This window comes from Streptococcus sp. HMSC067A03, assembly GCF_001814295.1.
GTDB lineage: Bacteria > Bacillota > Bacilli > Lactobacillales > Streptococcaceae > Streptococcus > Streptococcus constellatus.
The window spans coordinates 132807-154843 of the sequence record NZ_KV815682.1 but is presented as its reverse complement, the minus strand read 5'-3'; the positions used below and the strand labels follow the sequence as shown (position 1 = coordinate 154843).

Here is a 22037-nt window from a genome sequence, read left to right as displayed (position 1 = left end):
AATATAAACAACTGATAGGGGCAGTAACTACTGTAAAATCCGAGAATATTTTTCATACTGAACTTATAAAGTAAAAGAAAATCAAAGTCTACAAAAAAAGATTTTTGTTCAATTCTATATTTTTTGTGCTAGTGTCAAGAAAAGCTCCGCATAATTTCCTAAAAAGAGTTTATCTGCACTATAAATAATCTGAGATTGGACTGATGAGAAACCGCTTTGAGACAGTTTTCCTTCCAAATCAGCAAGATGAAAACCATGATGATTTGTATCTGTTTTGACAAAATCAGCAATAAAAAGTTGTCCGTCATCAGCAAGATGATTTCTAAACACATTCAAAGTTTCTTCAATATTTGACATATGATGAAGAACACGACTGACTAAAATGATGTCAAACAATTGATTTAATGGAGTTGACAGTAAATCCTGCTGCAATAAATGAACGTTATTAATGGCTTGCTTCTTTACTTTTAGATGAGCCTGCTCAAGCATTTTGTCAGAAATATCAACAAGCATGACTGACTTGGATTGAGTTGCCAATGGCAGGCTCACCAATCCGGTACCACCGCCAAAATCTAAAATATGCTTGTCAGAAAAATCTACAACTTGCTTTTCCAACTCTTGACGAATGAGATCGGCAATAAATCTATTTTGGGGAGAATCAAATGATTCTGCTTTATGATTAAAATTATGTTCCATACTTTTAGTTTAACAGAAAGTAAATCATTCTTCCAGAAAAATGCTTAACCGGTTTTCTAATTTCTTAGTAAATTCATTTTGAAATTACTATCAGCTTATCATTCATACAAGCTTCCTAAAAAATAGCAAGCTCTTTCCCAAATCTCAAAGCAATAGGTTGAGCAATCAACTACTATGCGTCAGGCTTATTTCTATTAAAAAGCGAGGTTGAGAAACCATTATCCCGACCTCGCTTACTAGTTGAAATATCCTTTTATTTAGTCATCAAACCCATTTGGATGTTTGCTTTGCCAATGCCAAGCGTCTTGGCACATACGCGTAATATCAAATTGTGCTTCCCAACCTAATTCCTCTTTTGCTTTTGTAGAGTCGGCATAACAAATGGCAATATCGCCAGGACGACGGTCAACAATTTTATAAGGAATTGGCTTACCTACTGCTTTTTCCATATTCTGAATGATTTCTAATACAGAATATCCTTTACCAGTTCCAAGATTGTAGATATTCATTCCTGCATCTCCTTCAAGTTTTGAAAGAGCTGCGACATGTCCTTTTGCTAAATCCACCACGTGAATATAATCACGCACACCGGTACCGTCAACTGTTGGATAGTCATTACCAAATACTTGAACTTCTTTTAATTTTCCAACTGCAACCTGTGTCACGTATGGCAAAAGATTATTTGGAATGCCATTTGGGTTTTCGCCCAGATCACCGCTTTCATGCGCACCAATTGGGTTGAAGTAACGAAGCAAAACAATATTCCAGTTTGAATCAGCTTTGTAAATATCTGTCAGCATTTCCTCAATCATTAGTTTTGTACGTCCGTAAGGATTCGTGACTGAAAGCGGGAAATCTTCCAAGATTGGAACAGTCTGCGGATCACCATAAACTGTTGCAGAAGAGCTAAAAATAATATTTTTGCACTTAACTTCTTCCATGACACGCAACAATGTCAATGTTCCTGTAATGTTGTTTTCGTAATATGTTAGCGGAATCTGTGTTGATTCACCGACTGCTTTCAAGGCTGCAAAATGAATAACTCCTGTCGGTTGTTCGTCTTTAAAAATTTCAAGTAAAGCCTTCTTGTCACGAATGTCTACTTGGTAAAATGGAACTTTTTGACCAACAATTCGTTCTACAACTTCTACACTTTTTTTACTGCTGTTCACTAGATTATCAACAATAACAACTTCGTGTCCAGCATTAACTAACTCAATAACGGTGTGAGTTCCGATAAATCCCGCTCCACCTGTTACTAAAATTTTATGTTTCATGATTCTCCTTTAAAGACAAAGCTTCAATACTAGTTTATTTCAACACTTTTTGAGTCTTAGCATAGTTAGCTTCGACAGCTTCTTTTTCAGCTTTCCACCAATCTTGGTGGTCTGTATACCATTTTATAGTTTCTTTCAAACCAGCTTCAAAGTTAGTAAATTCAGGTTTCCAGCCAAGTTCATTACGCAACTTACTAGCATCAATAGCATAGCGCAAATCGTGACCAGCACGGTCTGTTACACGATCGTAAGCATCAGCCGGTTGTCCCATTTCTTTGAGAATGAGCTCTAGCACTTCTTTGTTGTTCTTCTCACCATTTGCACCGATTAAGTAGGTTTCACCGATACGGCCTTTTGTCAAAATAGTCCAAACCCCTGATGAGTGATCATTCGTGTGAATCCAATCACGCACGTTCTTACCTTCGCCATAAAGTTTTGGACGAATACCTGAGAGGATATTGGTAATTTGGCGCGGAATAAATTTTTCGATGTGTTGATATGGTCCATAGTTATTTGAACAATTAGAAATAGTTGCCTTGACACCGAAAGAGCGTACCCAAGCTTTGACAATCAAGTCAGAAGCTGCCTTGGTTGACGAATAAGGTGAACTTGGATTGTACTTCGTTTCTGGTGTGAATTTTTCACCCAGTCCTTCACCGTGCCCTGGAAGATCTTCACGAAGAGGAAGGTCTCCGTAAACTTCGTCAGTCGACACATGGTGGAAACGAATGTCGTATTTACGAGCTGCTTCAAGAAGCGTATAAGTTCCAACAAAGTTCGTATCGATAAATGGACGAGGATCATTTAGCGAATTGTCATTATGACTTTCGGCTGCATAGTGAACAATTGCATCCGCATTCTTAGCTACTTGATCAACAATTGCTGCATCTGCAATATCTCCAACGACTAACTCCACGCGATCACCTAGAATTTCTTCAATGTTAGCTCGGTTACCAGCATAAGTTAGCTTATCCAGAACCGTGATATGCACATCTGGAAAGTTATTATAGACATAATGGACAAAGTTAGAGCCGATGAATCCTGCTCCACCTGTCACTACAATATTTTTATATTCAGTCATGAAAAGATTTTCTCCTATTTTTCTGAGAGTATTATAACATATCTTTGGTCAAAGGCTTAACATCCTTAAGCATTGGATGATTCTTATCTGCTTCAGAGACTTCTGCTTGGTCAAGATTTTCCCATTTAATTTCAAGAGTAGGGTCAGCATAGTTGACAAAGGCATACTTAGGCTTCAATTCCAATGCCCAGTAATCATTGACCAAATAACTATAAGAAACCGTATCTGACAATACTTGGAAGCCATTTGCTACACCGCGAGGAACGAAAATTCCCTTGCTGGCATCAATGACCGTTTGGTAGGTATTTCCGAATGTCTCTCCTTCACGCAAATCAACCCAAGAACCAAGAACTTTACCGCCATCTGCGACAGAAATATACTTATCCCAAGGTTCTGCATGAAGACCACGGAGAACATTTTTACGAGAAAAACTGACATTGTTTTGCAATTTCCCTTCTGCAAAAAAGCTTTCTGGAAAACCAAGTGGCACCATTTTTTCTTTTTGAAAGTTTTCTTTGAACCAGCCACGGTTGTCCCCATGAACTGGAATGTCAAATTCCAGCATGCCAGGAATAGCTTCAATCTTATGGGCTGCTAATTTTTTTTCAAAAAATTGTTCAGACATGTCTTATTCTTCTCCAATCAAACGCAATAAGTAATGACCGTATTCGTTCTTTTTAAGCGATTGTGCCAAATCATGCACTTGTTCTTTGGTAATATACCCCATACGGTAGGCAATTTCTTCTAAGTTTGCTACTTGAACATTTTGCATACGTTGGACGGTTTCAATATATTGAGCAGCTTCTAACAAGCTCTCGTGTGTACCAGTGTCTAACCAAGCAAAACCTCGTCCCATCAGCTCAACAGACAAATCACCGCGGTCTAAGTAAGCCTTATTGACATCAGTGATTTCCAGCTCTCCACGTGGGCTAGGTTTGATATTTTTTGCAATTTCTACTACGTCATTGTCATAGAAATAAAGTCCTGTAACTGCGTAGTTAGAACGGGGTTGTTCTGGTTTTTCTTCGATAGAGATCGCATTCATATTTTCATCAAATTCAACCACACCGAAACGCTCTGGATCTTTCACTTGATAACCAAAAACAGTAGCTCCCTTTCCTTTAGAAGCAGCTTTTTGCAACATTTTGCTAAGGCCTGGACCATGATAAATATTATCACCTAAAATCAAAGCCACATGGTCATCGCCGATAAAGTTAGCACCGATAATAAAGGCTTGAGCCAAGCCATCTGGACTTGGTTGCTCAGCATAAGAAAGTCTGATACCAAACTCCGATCCATCACCCAACAAGTCCTCAAAGCGAGGGAGATCTGTCGGGGTTGAGATAATCAAGATGTCCTTGATACCAGCCAGCATGAGGGTTGATAGCGGATAATAAATCATGGGTTTATCATAAACCGGCATGAGTTGTTTAGATGCAGCTCTAGTCAAAGGATATAAACGCGTACCAGAGCCGCCTGCAAGAATAATACCTTTCATAATGAGTTTCCTCTCTTAATGTATTCTCTTTATTTTACCATTTTTGAAAGCGGATGTCACTTTTTACTTAAGAACTAAAATTTGAAAGCACACTCCTGTAAGAGTTTCTTGGATTTACATTTAATCTAAAATCATTGCTAACTCAGTCATACAATATCGTCTTGGTTTCTTTGATACAATGATGCTCTTCATCCCAATAGTGAATACACTCAAAGGATCCTTTGCGCCAGTACAAAGAAAGCCTATCCCTGATATCATCCTGCATAGATATTGAATCCAGTTCATCAATTGACCACCATTTTGGCTGACCTTCTCGTGATTTTGTTAGTAGTTCTCCTTCAAAATTCTCACATAGAAAATCATAATAGACATAACGCTCTGCTTTTGTCGGATTGGTAAAACCTGAAATGCCTTTAAGCTGTAAATTCGAAGCTATCAATCCTGTTTCCTCTTTCAACTCTCGCACAGCTGCTTCAAAAAAAGATTCTGGAAACTCAACTTTCCCACCTGGTTGAATCCAGCCTTTAAAATCATCATGCTGGCGGTTAAGCAAAAGAACTTTGTCCCCTTTTTTCACACAAATATTAACCCAATTTAAAATTTTTTCTGTCATCTATTTCTCTTTCTTAATGTATCTTTCAATAGGATAATCCGCTGGATTTAAGCTACCGCTTTTTCCCTGAACCATCTGAGCTAAATGATAACCGATGAGAGGACCTGTCGTCAAACCAGAAGAGCCTAAACCACTTGCTGCAAATACTTGCGAAAGATCTGGCACCTGACCAAAAAAGGGAGAAAAGTCACTGGTATAGGCTCGAATTCCGACCCGTTCGCTCATTCTGTTTGCTTGAGACAAGCTAGGAAAATAGTAAAAAGCTTCCTGTTCCATTTTATCCAGCAAGTCTTGATCCACTCTTAAATCATAGCCCATTTCATTTTCGTGGGTAGCACCCATACTGATCTTGCCATTTTGAAAAGGAATAATATCTAGCTCTCCTTCTGGCATGACCACTGGATAATCATTTGTCACCAGATCAGTCTGATAATCTCGTAATTGACCTTTTTGTGGACGAATATCCACTTGATAACCTAGTGGTTTCAACAGCTCAGGCAACCACGCTCCTGTTGCTAATATAACTTGATCAAAACAAGAACGATTAACCCAGCAAACATCATCTCGAATATCCAAATTTACTTTCTTTTGGATTAGGTTTGCACCACTAGCCGCAAGCAGAATCTGAGTCAATAAAGAACCTTCCACGCGTGCTCCTCCAGAAGCATAGAGCAGCCGGTCAAAACCCTGAAGCCCCGGAAAGTACTCCGTTGCTTCCGCTCGTGAAAATAACTGCAAGTTACCAATTAGTTGCGACTCATGCCGCCGTTGGTTTGCTAACTCATAGAGCGTCTCCAGACTTTTCTCTTTTTTCTTCAACAAAAAGACGCCAGTTTGCTGATAAAACTTCGTTGCAAAACCGTCCTTCTGTAAATCAGCTATCAAATCCAGATAAAAATCTGCTCCCAGTCGTGCCATACGATACCACGCTTTATTACGCCGTTTGGAAAACCATGGGCTGATAATACCAGCTGCTGCCTTGGTTGCCTGACCTATTCCATGATCAAAAATGGTCACCTGAAAGATAGAATTTTTCGATAGATAATAAGCAGCAGTCGATCCGACAATCCCTGCTCCGATAATCGCTACTTTTTTCATACAATTTCCTACTTAGATATGTTTAAACGGATTTGTAGAAACCTGACTGGCTAAAAATTCAACTTCCCAGCCCTCTTCTACTTTCCAGTCTTGAAACTTTTTAACTAATTTTTCCACAAAGAGCACTTCTATATGATGGCCCGGATCCAAAGCTAAAAGACCATCACTTAGCATATCTTGTGCTGTATGGTAGTAAATATCGCCTGTAATATAAACTTGTGCTCCCTTAACAAATGCCTCTTTGTACAAGGATTGACCACTGCCACCGCAGATCGCTACTTTCTCAATCATTCTCTCCAGATCCACAACCGAATAAGTCACCAAACGCAGGCTATCCAAATCAAAAACTTCCTTAACCTTGATTGCAAATTCTCCGAAAGTCTGAGGTGCGATTTTACCAATACGACCAATACCGTGCCCGGGAGCCGTTTCGCTAAGATAATCCGTATCGGTGATTTCCAGTAGATCACAGAACCAGTCATTAAGACCATCATCTACAATATCAATATTGGTATGGCTGACATAAACTGCAATATCATGCTTAATCAGATTGATGTAAATCTGATTCTGAGATCGCTCCGCCACCAAATCTTTAATAGGATGAAAAATTGGAGCATGCTTAACCAAAATCAAATCCACTCCCTTTTCAATCGCCTCTGCAACTGTCTGCTCGCGGATATCCAATGCCACCAGCACCCGCTTAACTTCCTTATTCAGAGTTCCAATTTGCAATCCTCGAACATCTCCCTCCTCGGATAAGTCCTGAGGGCAGTAAGCTTCATACCGATTAATAAAATCACTCGCCAGCATGGAGCACCTCCTTGATTTGGTTGATTTTTTGGGATATAGCAGAGCGTTCTGCCAGATTTTTCATCGGGATTTTAGCCAGAGCTTTTTCTAGCTTATCTGCTTCCCGCTGCCATCTATCTTGAAAAATAGCCGACTGCTTTCTCATCAGATATGGTCCAAAACGTTCTTGATCAGCATTCAACACTTGCTTCCCCTGCTCAGCTATTATGATTTCGTAGAATTTCCCATTTTCTTCCACAAGAGTCTCCTCAATAATTTGAAAATCATGACCACACAACCACCTGCGAAGTTCATCTTCCCGATTGTTAGGCTGAAGAATCAGACGCTTAACAGATGCCAATTTCGCACTGCCATTGGCTAAAATATCTGCTATCAATCGTCCTCCCATCCCTGCAATGATAATAACATCGATCTGATCTTTTTCATCAAAAGCTGCCAGACCATTTGCCAAGCGGACAGAAATTTTATCGGACAATTCATTGTCCGACACATTGGCAACTGCAGATTGATAAGGCCCATCAACAACTTCGCCAGCAATAGCCGACACAATTCGTCTCTGCTGCATTAAATAAATAGGCAAATAAGCATGATCACTCCCTACATCCAAAATTTTAGCACCCTGTGGAACAAAACTAGCCACTTTCCCCAATCGCTTTGAGATATTCTTTACTTGCATAACAACTCATTTCTAACATAATTGTTTTATTTTAGTATATCATTTTTAAAGAACTAAAAAAAGAGCTTATCCCAAAGGAATCAATCATCCACTTGTCAAGCCAAACGGAAGAAACTTTGTGATTATGTCCACCTTGCAATACAGAGAAAACACTTATTCAAATTAGAGATTATCTGGATTCATATAACTATGACAGACCATAAAAAATTAAAGACTTGACCTCTATATGCATAGGAGTCAAGTCTTATTAACTAGTATAATTTTCGTCCATTTTAGATGGAGATTGATAATGGTTGGCTTTTTCCAACTAATGATGTAATTCCAAAACCACATATTACAACTTTTATTCACTATGTACTTTGAAAAAATTCTTTGACAAATAGCCTTTACCAGCCACCATATCATACTGAATTAGTTTTAGGTCTTTTGCAATTTGCTGCCCTTCTACATCTAAATCTTTTTTATCAACACTAGCCTTATGCAAAACTTCTGTTAATAAAGCATAATAAGGGGACACTTTTGAATTCGTCTGTTCTAAAAGCAGAGCTGTGAAATCACTCGAATTTACAACAGGATAATTTAACTTAGGAGTATCGTAATTACTCCAGACAAAATAATCTGTTAAATATTGACTATCTGGGTTATTTTTGAAAGCTGACTGTGGATAAAGCCCTGGTAAATGATCTCCGTAAAAAACAACTGTAATCTTTTTGTTTATTTTTGAAAGTTGAGCCAAAAAGTCTTTTGTAGCAATGTCTGTGTGATGCAACATCCTAACATAGTTGGACAAAGTTTGATTGTCGGTATCAGAAAAACCAGCATAATTAGCAGATATAGTCACAGGATTGGGCTCTGTCCAAGGCATATGATTTTGCATTGTCATGACAGAAAAGAACTGACTTTGGTTTTCTTTCAAATTCTTTAAGACTTGGTCATATGTTGTTTTATCACTATAATTGCCGCCAATGTTCTCCCCCTTCAACCCTTTGGTTCCATAATGGATAAATTTATTAAATCCTAAATCATTATAGATAATATTTCTGGAATAGTTACTTGGCGAAGCTAAGTGGATAACTGTACGATTCTTTCGATTATAAAAATCACTGATTGATGGAAATTTGTTCATTCCAGGCACTACTTCTGTGTAAATGACGGAAATTGACGGAGAGAGGTTGTAGAAGGGAAGCCCTGTCAGTGTTTGAAATTCCATATTGGCAGTACCGCCGCCATAGCCATCTGATTTCATTAAGCCACTTGTAGTTTGATTTTTAATTTCTTGAATATTTGGAATTGGATTTTCTGACATCGTAACCCCTTCAACACGAGCAGGATCAGAAAAACTTTCGCTCAGGAGATAGATTACTGTCTGGTTTTCAATTTTCTCGATTCTGGATTGATTATAATTTGCAGCAATATGCTTATATTTTTCCTCTAAATTTTTAATTGTTTTTTTGGAATATTGTTTAGGACGTGTCATAGTAGTATCTGACAACTGAGCAAACCACACAAATGCTAAAGAACGGATTTGCGAATTGACAGTATTTCCAAACCATGTTAAATCATGATAATTGTTTAAGATAGAGACTACTGGGATATTTTCAGTAATTTTCCCATCCTTTTTAGAAGAAAACACCTGAAACAGCCCTAAGTAAAAAATAATTGGCAAGACAAGCAAAATCATACGATATTTTGTGCTTAGAATCATTTTATTTGGTAGAATCTTTTTTCTAAAAATCCAATAAAGAAATCCGAGAAGCAACAAAGCCAGAATAACATAAATAATATAATGACCATTAAGAAAATCAAGTAATATTTTTGGATTTCGTAGCCACACGAGGTCACTTGGTAAAATCGGTTCCTGGCGGTATTGAAATTTTAAAGAACTAGCAATGGAACTCCCTACTCCTACTGTTAAAATGAGCATAGTCGGTAGAAGAAATCTATTAAAAATCACATATAGCCAAACGAAAGTTATAAAAAAGATAATAATTTGAAACAGACTAGCTCCTGCAAATAAGCGAAGGTCTAAAACCGATATATCCCCTCTAATACTATTTTGTATTGTATAGTTAAATATCATGGCAAAAACGGCGCTAAATAGAACAGTAACGGAAACACTGTTTTTATTTTTGTAGAGATCTCTCATTCCTTTTACTGCTAAAAAACTAAGCACAGAACCAATCGCAAATATCAAGAATATTAGACTAGTGAGCGAAAAAACAAATAATTCATTTATCTGAAGTTTCTCTTTATAAAATTTACTTAAAAATCCTGTCTTTGTAATAACATTCAAAAATTTATTATCAGAAAAGACAAGGGATAACAAGAATTGAGCTAAAAGTAAATCTTCTATCCTGTTTGAATTGCTTTCATCAATGTGTAATCCTTCAAAAGTAGTCCATCTCTTTAATTTAAAAACCAATTTATACAGAACAACCATGACGGTAATCACAAATAAAACTGGTAAAAAATATAGCTGTAAAAAATGATTTTGAAATATTTTTTCAACTTTAAATGACGGATCATTAACATTTCTAGTCACTTGCAGTAAATAAGAAAAACTAGTGTATAAAAAATAAATAATAATAGCCCAACTTATCAGTTTCTTATATAACAAATTAGAAATAAGAAAACTAATACCAAATAATAAAAGACTAGATAGTAAAATTTCTACTCCTAAAAAAGGATAAGTCATTATATTAGTATGACTGCTTAATGCCATACTAATATTCACAATAGTCACATCAAGCATCAAAAAGCTAATCAGAATAAAACTAATTTGCTCAAAATTTTTTCGTAAAAATTTCATTATACTTCCTTACCAATGAATCTAGCAAGTCGTTTTACAATACTTTTTTTATCTTTTAAAGTTTCTTGCTGTTTCACTAATTGATTATTTAAATATTGCAAATCTAATAATGATGGATATGACTGTGATAAAGGCATGATTTGAAAATCATAATTTTTGTCCCAAACAACATACACCAGTAAATTTTCTAAAATAGTTGATTTCTCCTGAAGCGAATAACAACTCAAGTTCTCCAAACGCATTTTAAAGAAAGGCTCTAAGGCTTCATACTTAAACCACATAAAGCCACCGTAGACTCTCGTCAGAGTTGCTGTATCAGTAAATGTAAATGATTTGCGACAAGATAATGTTTTCCAGATTTTCCCCATCTCTTCTTTAAGAGGCTCCTGATAAAATAAACCATTTCGGACTATGCTTGGAAGGTCAGGTAGGATAAGACCCAAATCAGAACAATGTTTCAAAGCATGGAGACTATTGCTGGAATTTTCAATCATCATATCCAATAATTCGCTTCGCATCCACTCATCCAAATCAACCGTTTCAGTAACCAAAGTATGAGTAGATAGATGACCAATATATTGGTATGCTTTTAATTGTTCAGCTTGAGCAAACATGGCTAATAAAGGGTGCTGCTCTTGCGTTAATACTATTTGACTTTTGCCAGAAATCCCATTTACATCATAACTGAGTTGCTTAGCTATCTTTTGATCAGGTGTTGTTAGTAAATACTCAAATTGAGGAAATAGATTCACAAATTTAGGGATAAATTGCTCAAAAATTGTCAAATTTGTCACATGAATATGTAGTACAACATCTTTAGGAATAGAAATTGCTTCCTTAGGCTGTCTAAGAAGCTTCCCTTTTAAAAGATAAGGAGCATCTGGAAAAAAATATTCACGCATATGCTCAATGATCAACGAAACAGGATAAGAAGAAGTTGCTTTTATCTTCTCTAAAAGATAGGCAACTAAAAATGGATTGCCATCAATAGCTTTTACTTTTAAAAAGGGAACTTTCTTTTCAAGAATAGTTTGTGGTTTATAATAAGAAAAGTCAGGATGCACCAGCCCTCCTGCTTCTTCTCGGCGAGTATCATAGAATGTCTGATAATAAAAGCCTTCTTTTTGAAAATACATCGTAAACTGTGTCTCGTATTGATCTATAACACTCTGAACATCTGTAAATTCTTTTATTTGTGACCAAAACCTTTGAAAAACCTCTGTTCCAAGCATAGACTGTTTAAACGATACAAAATAACTTTGTAAGTGCTCTTTAAAATATTTTGTCTTTCGGAAATTCGTCATTCCCCAGAAATCAACTATCTGATTTGCTTCCATATCTTCATATATTTTTTGCAAATCCCATAGGGGACCAAAACAAGTATCATTCATAATGGTAAGAGAATCATAGCCTTGTATTTTGTCAAAGCCAATGAACTGCATCCCATCACGCCAAGCTGCAAAATCAAATCCGGTATTGTCTCGCTCAATCACGATATCAATATTTAATTCTTTTTGCAACTTAGTCTTGTCATCTTTTTCTAAAGGGCTATTTGAAATAAAGACAACCGTAGAAAATAACGGTTTTATCTGTTTTAATTGGTAAAATACATGACCACTCACTTGATGTAGTTTGTTAAAATGAGTATACAGTAGTATTCGCTCCATAGAATCACCTTATTCTATTGTGAAATTATCCAACTTCCATTCCGCTGAATCAAGCCAGTCGCAGAGTCTTTTGCTGATATGTCATCATCAGAAATATCGTTACGATTGATAAGGATAATGGGAGTATTCTTTGAATTGGCAAAAGCAAGGATTTGATCATGATGGTCTCGGACTGATACTTGCAATTTAAGCTTGATATCATTTACTTCAGCAAGTGAACAAGTATATACAAATCTCTTCTCGCCTTTTCCATTTGTCATATCATCAAAAGAATTATCATTGTAAATCCAAATACTGCGGTCAATATCAGTCAAAGAAAAAGCGATATAAGTCGGAATATCTTGTTTTACCTGATACGAAATTTCAAATTTGATTTCTTGATTCGGAGTTATTTGTGCAGGAGTCAAGAGTTCAACCTTTAAATCAGAGATAGCTTCATGCTCTGCAGTAAAGTCGTCATTTAAGGCTTTTTTCTGGCTGGCATTATCAAGACTATACTGGTTTGCAACATCATCCGGTGCACCAACCACTTTGATTAGCCCGTCTTCAATCAAAACTGCTTTATTGCAATATTTTTTCACTGCATTCATGTCATGGGTTACTAGGATAGTGGTTTTTCCAGATTTTTTGCGTTCCATAAAATAATCATTGCACTTGCGTTGAAAAGCTTCATCACCCACTGCTAACACTTCATCAAGAATGAGAATATCTCCCTGAGCTTTAATAGCAACCGAAAAAGCTAAACGGACTTGCATTCCGCTAGAATAATTCTTCAGTTTCTGATTCATGAATTCTTCAAGTTCTGCAAATTCAACAATATCATCATACATAGTGTCTATCTCTTCAGTAGAAAATCCAAGCATGGCACCATTCATATAGACATTTTCTCTACCTGTTAGCTCAGGATTGAAACCAACTCCTAGCTCAATAAAGGAAACTAGCTTTCCATCAATAGTCACCGTTCCCTTCTCAGGAACATAAATCTCTGAAATAATTTTCAAAAGCGTCGACTTACCAGAACCATTTCGACCAACAATCCCAAAGAAATCACCTTTTTCAACTTCAAAGGAAATATCTTTTAACACATGTTGCTCTTTATAACCCTTGATTCCTTTAAAACGATTGACCAAACTAGTCCTTAAACTTTGAGTTGCTTCTGTTGGCAAACGAAAAAATTTACTAACATGATCAATTTTTACTGCAATATTATTCGACATTATAAAATCTCCGCAAACCTCTTAGCATTTTTATTAAAAATATATAGACCAAAGACAAAAATTAAAACTGGCAACACATAAGGAAACGCTGCAATCCAAGGGGTGTTAATCAAATCCCAACCTCTCATACTTCCAGAATAAACCACAAAATGTCGCAAATCCTGAATAATCTGTGCCAAAGGATTGAGCATCATCAATTTAGCGATAGTTACTTGTCCACGCTGAAGAATAAATGTTAAAGAGTAAATAATAGGCGTTGCGTACATACCAGCCTGCAATACAACTTCCCAAATCGGACCAATATCCCGATATTTAACAAATAGAGTAGATAACGCCAAAGAAACTCCTGTAGCCATTAAAATCAATTCCACAAACAAAGGAATAATAATCAACCAACCTGCATTTATAGAAACTCCATTAATCAGAGCAAATACAAAGACTACTAAAATATTTATTGCATAGTTAATAGCTGCACCGGCAATGGCTGAAAAAACAATAATTGATTTAGAGAAATTTAATTTTCTCAGCAAATCTCCACGTGAAACAATCGATAGCATTCCCATATTGGTAGCTTCTGTAAAGAAACTCCAAGTTACCATTCCTAGCAACAATCCTACTGCATAATGAGGAGTTCCATCGTCAAATTTCAAAAATCGAACAAATACTAAATACATAATTGTAAATAGCATAAAAGGTTTCAAAATGGACCATAAATGCCCAATCAAACTTCCTTGATACCGTAATTTAAAATCTGTTTTAATCATCTCGTGTAAGAGAATCATATTTTTTCGACTAAATAAGTCCATCATTACTCCTTATAAGCAAATTTTGTGAGAATTAAAGTGGTGAAGACAAAAGTATGGAAAGCACGATTTTTTCGGAAGCCATATTTCCGTAGACGCTTATATCGTTCTGTCAAAGGTACTTCCATAATCGTTACAAAATTTTCTATAATTTCTTTATTAGCAGGGCTCAATGATAACCCCAATAAGTTTTTTGCTTGTTTTTGACTCGCTTGGATGAGATTCCAATATTTTGCAAAGAGGATATGCGGGCGAATCCAATTTTGCATTCTTTTTCTGAGTGTTCTTGCACCTAAAACATTATTTGAATGTTGCCGATACAATTCACTTGGTCGATCTATATAGACTAAGTGGCCAAAGGCTGCTGCCAGCAAAGCCAAATACCAGTCGTGCATGAGTAAGTCATACTCCTCCTGCCCAGTCCATAAGTCAGCTAGAGCTTGATTAATCATCGAAACGCCACCAGTCACAGTATTTTCTGTTATTTCCTGAAGCAATTCTGTATTTGCATGATCCGACTGTGTTCGAATCATACTTTCATGTACGACATTTAACTCTTGATCAACAACTTTTAAATCCGTGTAAACCAATAAAGGCTGATTATCATCGTATTTAATCGCTTCTTCTAGCTGCATTTCTACTTTCTCAGGCAACCAAACATCATCCTGGTCACTAAAAAAGTAGACATCTGACATTTGATGTTTCAAAAGATGAAAGAAACTTTTGATAACACCAAGATTTTCAACGCTATCAGGATTGACAAAATGAATGCGATTATCTTTTTGACAAAAATCTTGAATAATCTCACGTGTCCTGTCCTTAGATCCGTCATCTCGAATTAACAGCTGCCAGTCTGTATAGGTCTGTTGCCTAATGCTCTCAATTTGTTCTGCTAAAAACCGCTCACCATTGTAGGTGGACATGAGAATCGTCACTTTCATGATAAAAATAATTCCTCGTATTCACCCACAATTTTTTCCCAGGTGTAGTTTTCTTTCATATTTTCTTTGGCAGCTTGACCTTGGTCTGAAAAGTCGGACTGTTTATCTACCTGATGAAGGAGATCAACTAGGCTATCTTCTTTCTTATCCCAGTAAAGAACTGTTTCTTTTGCCACTTGTTGATTAAAGTCAACACCCAGCACTAAATTCAAATCTGTCTGAGCTAGCGCCTCTAACAGTCCAGGATTGGTTCCTCCGACTTCGTGACCATGAATATAAGCAAAAGCTTGATTGCGAATATACTTCAATAAATCTTGATCATAAATGGTTCCAACAAACTTAATTCGCTCATCTTGGTCAAAATTTGTTTTTTGTCGTAGTTCTTCAAAATAAGCACTGCCTTGATGATTGCAGACAATCAGTAAATCTCGTTGCGTCTGTGACTTCATAAACTCACGAATGATAATTTCATAGTTATTTTCTGGAACAAAACGTCCAACAATCAAATAATAGCTTTTTTCCTTACTTGCCCATGTGTCAAAAAAGTGTCGGACTTTTTCATCCTGAATAGTTAAAGACGACAAGCACAAATCTGTTCCATAAGCGATAAAAGTCGTTTTAGACCATGGATAGGACTTTTTGATATAGGTTTCAATTCCTTGATTGTCCGAAATGACTAAATCGGCATGTTTAGTCATCATTTTCTCAGAATATCTAAGGTAATTTTGAACGGACTTGGACCACTTAGCTCGTTTCCATTCAAGTCCATCAGGATTGATATAAAAGACACCACCAGCATGATGAATTTTTCGAGCAAAAGGTGCGATAAAAGCTCCAATTGTATTCCCTAAAATATAAAAAATCGGTTGATCAATTTTTTGATTTTTCACTAACTTCAAAGCATAGTTAATTGCCATCATATCATAGGCAATAACGCGAGCTGGACCAAGTTTTGGCGCTTTAATCGTAAAACAATCTACGCCTTTGTAATCAAAATGATGATAAGCTTCATCATCTGATAAACAAGCCACATGATACTGAATATGTGATGAAATTTGATGTTCAACCAAATTTTCTACAAAAGTCTCAAATCCACCGTACTTTGCAGGAAGACCACGACTTCCAATAATGAATACATGTTGCATGATTTTCCTCATTTCAAGATTTTGCAATCTAATCTATTATATCACTTTATAAATCGTTTGTGTAATACAATAAATAAAAAGGCGGTTAAAACAGCCAATAGTATGAACTAGAATACTGATTTATCCGTCTTTTTCTGATGCGATACCAAAAAACTCAAACAGAATGATTTTATCATCCTGACCCTCTACTCTTGTAGGATTAAACACAATTTTTTCTTTAATTTTTTCAAAAAAGAACTTGTAGGATAAGCAGAAACAGATGACTCAAATAAAAATTTCAGGTGATACAAGGAATTTCCATCAGTAAATGTCAGGTTTTCAATCCGGTCCAATATCTCATAATAAACTTCCTGAACAGTATAAAGGCTGCGAATCTTTTCTAGATTAGCTAAAGAGTTTTCTTTTAACTGTTCAAATGAATCCAAAGCTTCTTTTATTCGCTCAGTGAGAATTTCCACATTTCCCGATGGATATAGCTGCCCTTCTTCAAAAATTTCATAAGCCGACAAATGACCCAAATTATCCGAGATAATGACTGGAATTCCGTTCATGATAGCTTCAATATAAACCAAACCAAAAGTTTCCATAGCTGAAGGGAAGACAGCAAGATCTGCGGCTGTCACTTCTTCCCAAGGCTGGTCTCTATGACCTAAAAAATGAATATTTTTAAGGTTCTTTTCTGCTATGTAAGCCTCACATTTTTTCTTATATTCTTCATCCCAAGCACCAATAAAAATCAACTCTGGACTAGGATGAGGTAACTTACTATAAGCTTTAATCAATTCTAATTGGTTTTTCCGTTCAGTTAAGCGACCAACGGACACAATGCGACGTTTTGCTGCGTCTTTTCCCTTAATTCCAGTAGAAACAATTTGTGTAAAAGGCGCAAAAGATAAGATACTCTGCTTGGGTAGCAATTCTTTCAGCTGCCTTTGTAGAGCGCCTCTTACAGCAAAAATTTCCTGTGAGTAATCAGTTATGAAAGTTAATTTTTCTTTATAATAGCCAAACTCTCCATTAGGAAATTCATGAATCAGCCAAAAATGCGGAATATTCTCACAGGCTGCTGCAACTGCTCCTTGAAACATATTAACTGTATTCGTAATGACCAATTCAATTTGTTTGTTTGTAATGATTTTCCTAAGTGCAGCAATATTTTCCTGATAGGATATAACTCTTTCGTTATGAGTTCCTGCTAAACCACCCGGTGCATCTTCCCACCACCACTTAACAGATGGCAAAGCTAGTGTTTCGATACCTTTTTTAGCAAGTTTTGCCATATAATCCTGCTGAACTGACACATGGTAGTCGGGAATAGCATTTATGACGGTATGGCCCGTTTGCACTAGATATTCCATCAAATGAACAATTGATATTTCTGCACCATTGTCTAGTGTTCCTGTTGGGGAAATAAATAATATAGTTTTTTTCATAGCTTATCCTAATAAATTCCAATAAAATGGTACCATTAAATACAGAGAAATCAAGAAGTTGACAATCAAGGTACCAACCATTAGTCTATTAACTTTTTCTTCCTTTATCTCCAATACACCAAAGTTTGCGACTATTGGTAGTAGCAAAATGAGAAAGGGCGTGAAATAGCGACCTTGAGCCCCTACGGACACTGGTGCATTTTTACCAAGGACAATCGGTGTCCACTGTAGATACATAATAGAGATAACAGCAATAACCTGCACTACAAAAAGATAACAAGACATAATAGTGTAGCTCCGACTCATAAAATCCTTTTGGGATTGCAAGAAAATGATGACAAGTACTGCAACATCAATAAAAATTAACCAGAGAGGTAATTGGATGGTGAAATTTCCCAAGAACCCAAATATTCCAATCGTCAAAATTGTATTCAAATCACCATTTAGACGCTGTTTAAAGAGAGTATTAAGCAAAACCCGACCGTAATGCATTAATCCGCCTTGATTGCGAAAAGCCAGATGAAGTGCTAAGAAAAATGCAATAAATCCCAATATATAGAAAACATAGCGATAACGATCAACAAAGTTTTTTGTTGCTAAAAAACCTCTATTTAGAGCTGATAAAAAACCTTCAAATTCAAAATCAATAAACGGCAATAATCCCAGCAAAAGTAAATTATTAGGCTTGGTTATAAAGAGTCCAATTGAAATAAAGAACAATTCAAGCAAATTCTTATTTGTAAATTTCTTTTTATAAGCAATATTAGTGAAAAAGCCAATTACCAGCATAATCTCCAAGTAATTCATCACATCATAAGACAGTGAAGCAGCTTGCTGAACCATAATAGGCAAAAGGGAAATAAAAAGCAGAGCTTTCTTACCATATTTAAAATACTTAATAAGAAAGTAAATTCCTATAACGTAAGCCAAAGCATTAAAAAGACGTCCCATCATGACAATTACACCAACAGAGGGATAAAGGAAACTTCCAAGAGTCATTCCAATTAACTGAGGAAGAAAAGAGAGGGATTTTAGAGTGAATCTAAAAGAAAATGTTTCTTTTGATAAAGCAATTTTTTTAGTAAATAATTGTTTGTAGTCCTTAGGAGAAACATCTGGTGTAGCAGGAATCTTCTCCATCCATTTATAAGTTTCGGATGTGGGTTTATGAAAAACTTCCCAAGTCATGCGAGCATGATTACTTTCATCAGGTACACGATTGATTGGCTGGACAATCATAAACGTCAGGATAAAAATACTCGCTAATATCAAGAAGATTGTTTCAACTTTTATTGTTTTTATTCTTTTCAAAATATGTCACCATTTCATCTTTGTTATCTAAACTGCAATTTTCTAAAACAAAATGATAGGCATTTTCTGCCAATTTCTGCCGCAGTTCAGCTGAAAAAATCAAGCTGTCTAGCTTCTCTTTCCATTCGTCCTCTTTGGCTAAAAGCCCCGTCTGACCATCTATCACCATATCTGCAAAAGCACCTATATCACTAGCAATTGTAGGAACTTTAACCATTGCTGCTTCTAACCATTTGATCTCAGATTTAGCACGGTTGAAAATTGAATCTACCAGAGGTGCCAAATTAATGTCTACCTGACTAATCAACTGTGGTAAAGTCTTCCAATCAACATAATCATGAACAATAATCTGTTGCTCATAAACTTTCATATCTGTCGGAATATCTAGATGTCCTACAATATGAAGTTCGATAAATGGATACGCTTCTAGCAGCTTTTTAAGAGCCGGCTTTATCAATTCAAAGTTCTCGTTATGACTAATTGACCCTGAGAAATAGCCAATCTTAACTTGTTGGCTTTGCTGATTGTAATCCTTGATAAAACATGAGCTAACTTCCATCAATTCACTCGAAGCTAAATTTCTATTTAACAAAACTATATCCTGATACTTGAGTAATTCTTCTTTCAGTTGATTGGTTGAAGTAATGGCTCCATCACAAGCCGCCAACATCTTTCCATAATTTCTAACTCCGGCATCATAATTGCCTTTTTCTTTTTCAGACAAGCCCTGTGTATAACTTAATTGATCTGTGTAAACTGTATCAAACACCAAGTCATCAATGTCAAAATATACTGGCTTATTTTCACTCTTAGCCAAATCACATAGAAGCTGTAATTGGATAGACCAAGAAGCACGATAAATAATGATATGGCTAGCATATTGAGCTTGCGAAACCTGAAACTCAGAGGCATTTACTACCTTAACAGCAAAACCGTTTTTTCTAAGCTGTTCAGCCTTATTCAAAACACGATAGCGGGTACATTGAGGAATGATATTTTCTACTCCATCGATGATTAAGATGTACTGATTTCTTGGAATTTCTTTAAATTTTTTAATTATATTTTCAAGAATGGCGACAGGGTAATCTGTCTTCTCTTGAATATACTCTAACAAATCACCTATTTCAGATTCTCTTTCCAATCCTTGCCATAGAAACTGCTGATCGTCATAATTTCGTAAAGCAGTGTATTTAACTAGAGGACTTCCAGCTTCTAACATTTTTAAGGGGTGAATATACATAGCTGAATCTTTATTTTCATGAACGAGTGCATCATAACGATAGCCCAGGTCTGCAAAATGTTTGGTAAAAATTGTTTCATGTTTTCCAATAGCCTCATCACGCGAATCAGTATCGGTCAATTGTTCCCAATAATTATAGAAAGCTTCTGACCGAAGTAGCAAAGGCTCAATGACAAGAAAATATGATTGTAAATGTTCAGGGATATAACCGTACTTATTAAATCCTGTAATATCTTCTTGTGTTTCTCCATAAGAAATGCCCCAGAAATCAAGATTTTTTTCAATCATAGATTGAAAGACTGCTGTTAAATCTCTCATTGGACCAATATTAGTATCATTCACTAGCATTAACTGAGAATATTGTTGCAACTTATCCTTTCCAAGAGACAAAATTCCCTCACGAAAAGCTGCTGTATCATAACCAATATTATCTCTTGTTAACACTTGACCATATTTCTCTAAAATTTTTATATCTTCTGCAAGCAACTCACCATTCACTACAATTAAAGTCTCATCAGCTAAAACCGCTAATTTCTCTAAAAAGAGGATTTTATATTGCTGTAAACGTCTTTCAGATTCAAAAATAACATAAATGAGCACTTTTTTTCCATTTAAATTTGCAATCTGCTTACGTTGAGAATTGCGCAATAGTTGATAATAATATGTCTTAGGAGATTTTGCCTTTCTTTTCAGTCGAATTAGCTGCTGTTTCATCAGACTAAGAACACCTTTTATGTTTCTAGGGTTCCGAATAATCTGCCCCATATATTTTAGAGGTGTAATCATTGCATTTCCTAAACGATAGGAAATAGAACGACGAATTTCAAACTGCTCTTCAATCGCTTCATCTCTCTGATATTTAATCTTTTTCACATTTATTTTCAAAGTTTTGATAGTTTCTTTTGCAGTGCTTAATTCTCCTTTTAATTCAGAAACATAGTCAGCTACCTTGGCAGTATGCTGGATTAAATCATCCAGCCGTCCTTCTAAAGTAAAGATATTGTCGCTCAGAGCCTGATAAACTTCCTTAGGTATTTTATCTAGATATTTTTTTAAAACATAAAGATAAACGTCAAAATAATACTTGGTAGAATTTCTCTGAGACATGGAGCTTTCAAGAACTCGATAATTTAATTTCGTATCTTGAACATAGATTGGAACAGCTTGTCTGTTGATAATTAAATTAAGCCAAAAATCATAATCCTCTAGCTTCTTATAGTTGAGTTCCACATCATAAACTACACCTTTAACTATTTCTGTTCGAACCAAGGAACAACTATCGATATAACTTCTCTCCAAAAAAGAGGATAAATCAAAGGGCTGTCCCTTTAAATATATTTTTTCTCTTTCTGGGTCATATAAATCGCTATAGGCGATGTCCGCGCCTGCTTGACAGAGCTTTTGATGGCATTTCTCAATATAAGCTTCATCTAAAAAGTTATCACTATCCACAAAAAGAAAAAATTCTCCATTAATCAGACCTAAGCCTTTATTGCGGGTCATGACCAAACCCATATTCTCATGGCTTTTAAATTGTGTTGGAAAAGGAGAATCTACCAGAGTTTCTTGAATAATCTGAGCAGACTTATCTGTAGAGCCATCATTTAAAACAAAAAGTTCAATATTTCTGTAGCTCTGCTTAAAAATACTGCGCAAGCATTGCTCAATATAGTCTTCATGGTTGTAGCATGTCACAACGACAGATATTAAATCTTTCATACA

Annotated in this window: 18 protein-coding genes; all 18 read right to left on the bottom strand. The window is 35.9% G+C overall.

The features are described 5' to 3' along the window. Positions 1-114: 114 nt before the first annotated feature. The gene (locus HMPREF2963_RS08515; RefSeq protein WP_049481084.1) at positions 115-696 is read right to left on the bottom strand and encodes a class I SAM-dependent methyltransferase; all 582 of its coding nucleotides are present in this window, start codon (positions 694-696) and stop codon (positions 115-117) included. 257 nt (positions 697-953) lie between these two features. Beyond that, positions 954-1973, bottom strand: coding sequence for a UDP-glucose 4-epimerase GalE (gene galE / locus HMPREF2963_RS08510; protein ID WP_006270663.1), 1020 nt, complete (start codon positions 1971-1973; stop codon positions 954-956). Positions 1974-2007: 34 nt separating this feature from the next. Then, positions 2008-3054 (bottom strand): dTDP-glucose 4,6-dehydratase, encoded by a 1047-nt coding sequence (gene rfbB, locus HMPREF2963_RS08505; RefSeq protein ID WP_070669399.1) that lies wholly within the window; start codon positions 3052-3054, stop codon positions 2008-2010. Between the two features lie 31 nt (positions 3055-3085). Beyond that, positions 3086-3679: a dTDP-4-dehydrorhamnose 3,5-epimerase family protein gene (locus tag HMPREF2963_RS08500; RefSeq protein ID WP_020997880.1), complete on the bottom strand. Its 594-nt coding sequence runs from the start codon at positions 3677-3679 to the stop codon at positions 3086-3088. A gap of 3 nt (positions 3680-3682) precedes the next feature. Then, positions 3683-4552 carry a glucose-1-phosphate thymidylyltransferase RfbA gene (gene rfbA / locus HMPREF2963_RS08495; protein ID WP_070669398.1) on the bottom strand — a complete coding sequence of 290 codons (870 nt, stop codon included), beginning with the start codon at positions 4550-4552 and terminating at the stop codon, positions 3683-3685. 142 nt (positions 4553-4694) lie between these two features. Beyond that, positions 4695-5165 (bottom strand): 8-oxo-dGTP diphosphatase, encoded by a 471-nt coding sequence (locus HMPREF2963_RS08490; RefSeq protein WP_070669397.1) that lies wholly within the window; start codon positions 5163-5165, stop codon positions 4695-4697. Then, on the bottom strand, positions 5166-6263 hold the full coding sequence (locus tag HMPREF2963_RS08485; RefSeq protein ID WP_070669396.1) for an NAD(P)/FAD-dependent oxidoreductase: 1098 nt from the start codon (positions 6261-6263) through the stop codon (positions 5166-5168). Positions 6264-6275: 12 nt separating this feature from the next. Further along, positions 6276-7073, bottom strand: a complete 798-nt coding sequence (locus HMPREF2963_RS08480) for a Nif3-like dinuclear metal center hexameric protein (RefSeq protein ID WP_070669395.1) — start codon at positions 7071-7073, stop codon at positions 6276-6278. Further along, positions 7060-7749, bottom strand: coding sequence for a tRNA (adenine(22)-N(1))-methyltransferase (locus HMPREF2963_RS08475; protein WP_003068665.1), 690 nt, complete (start codon positions 7747-7749; stop codon positions 7060-7062). The genes HMPREF2963_RS08480 and HMPREF2963_RS08475 overlap by 14 nt, the downstream gene beginning before the upstream one ends. Before the next feature lie 343 nt (positions 7750-8092). After that, positions 8093-10558, bottom strand: a complete 2466-nt coding sequence (locus HMPREF2963_RS08470) for an LTA synthase family protein (protein ID WP_070669394.1) — start codon at positions 10556-10558, stop codon at positions 8093-8095. Then, positions 10558-12225 carry a rhamnan synthesis F family protein gene (locus HMPREF2963_RS08465; protein ID WP_070669393.1) on the bottom strand — a complete coding sequence of 556 codons (1668 nt, stop codon included), beginning with the start codon at positions 12223-12225 and terminating at the stop codon, positions 10558-10560. The genes HMPREF2963_RS08470 and HMPREF2963_RS08465 overlap by 1 nt, the downstream gene beginning before the upstream one ends. A 14-nt stretch (positions 12226-12239) precedes the next feature. Next, positions 12240-13442: an ABC transporter ATP-binding protein gene (locus HMPREF2963_RS08460; protein ID WP_006270670.1), complete on the bottom strand. Its 1203-nt coding sequence runs from the start codon at positions 13440-13442 to the stop codon at positions 12240-12242. Then, positions 13442-14248 (bottom strand): ABC transporter permease, encoded by an 807-nt coding sequence (locus tag HMPREF2963_RS08455; protein ID WP_150202626.1) that lies wholly within the window; start codon positions 14246-14248, stop codon positions 13442-13444. The genes HMPREF2963_RS08460 and HMPREF2963_RS08455 overlap by 1 nt, the downstream gene beginning before the upstream one ends. Before the next feature lie 2 nt (positions 14249-14250). Continuing rightward, complete coding sequence (locus tag HMPREF2963_RS08450) at positions 14251-15186, bottom strand: glycosyltransferase family 2 protein (RefSeq protein ID WP_049482562.1); 936 nt, start codon at positions 15184-15186, stop codon at positions 14251-14253. Continuing rightward, positions 15183-16331, bottom strand: coding sequence for a beta 1-4 rhamnosyltransferase Cps2T (gene cps2T, locus HMPREF2963_RS08445; RefSeq protein WP_070669391.1), 1149 nt, complete (start codon positions 16329-16331; stop codon positions 15183-15185). The genes HMPREF2963_RS08450 and cps2T overlap by 4 nt, the downstream gene beginning before the upstream one ends. Before the next feature lie 185 nt (positions 16332-16516). Continuing rightward, positions 16517-17764, bottom strand: a complete 1248-nt coding sequence (locus HMPREF2963_RS08440; protein ID WP_070669390.1) for a glycosyltransferase family 4 protein — start codon at positions 17762-17764, stop codon at positions 16517-16519. A 3-nt stretch (positions 17765-17767) separates the two neighbouring features. Further along, on the bottom strand, positions 17768-19075 hold the full coding sequence (locus tag HMPREF2963_RS08435; RefSeq protein ID WP_070669389.1) for a DUF2142 domain-containing protein: 1308 nt from the start codon (positions 19073-19075) through the stop codon (positions 17768-17770). Then, a complete protein-coding gene (locus HMPREF2963_RS08430; RefSeq protein ID WP_070669388.1) occupies positions 19047-22034 on the bottom strand; it encodes a rhamnan synthesis F family protein in 2988 nt (995 codons plus the stop codon). The genes HMPREF2963_RS08435 and HMPREF2963_RS08430 overlap by 29 nt, the downstream gene beginning before the upstream one ends. Positions 22035-22037: the final 3 nt, after the last annotated feature.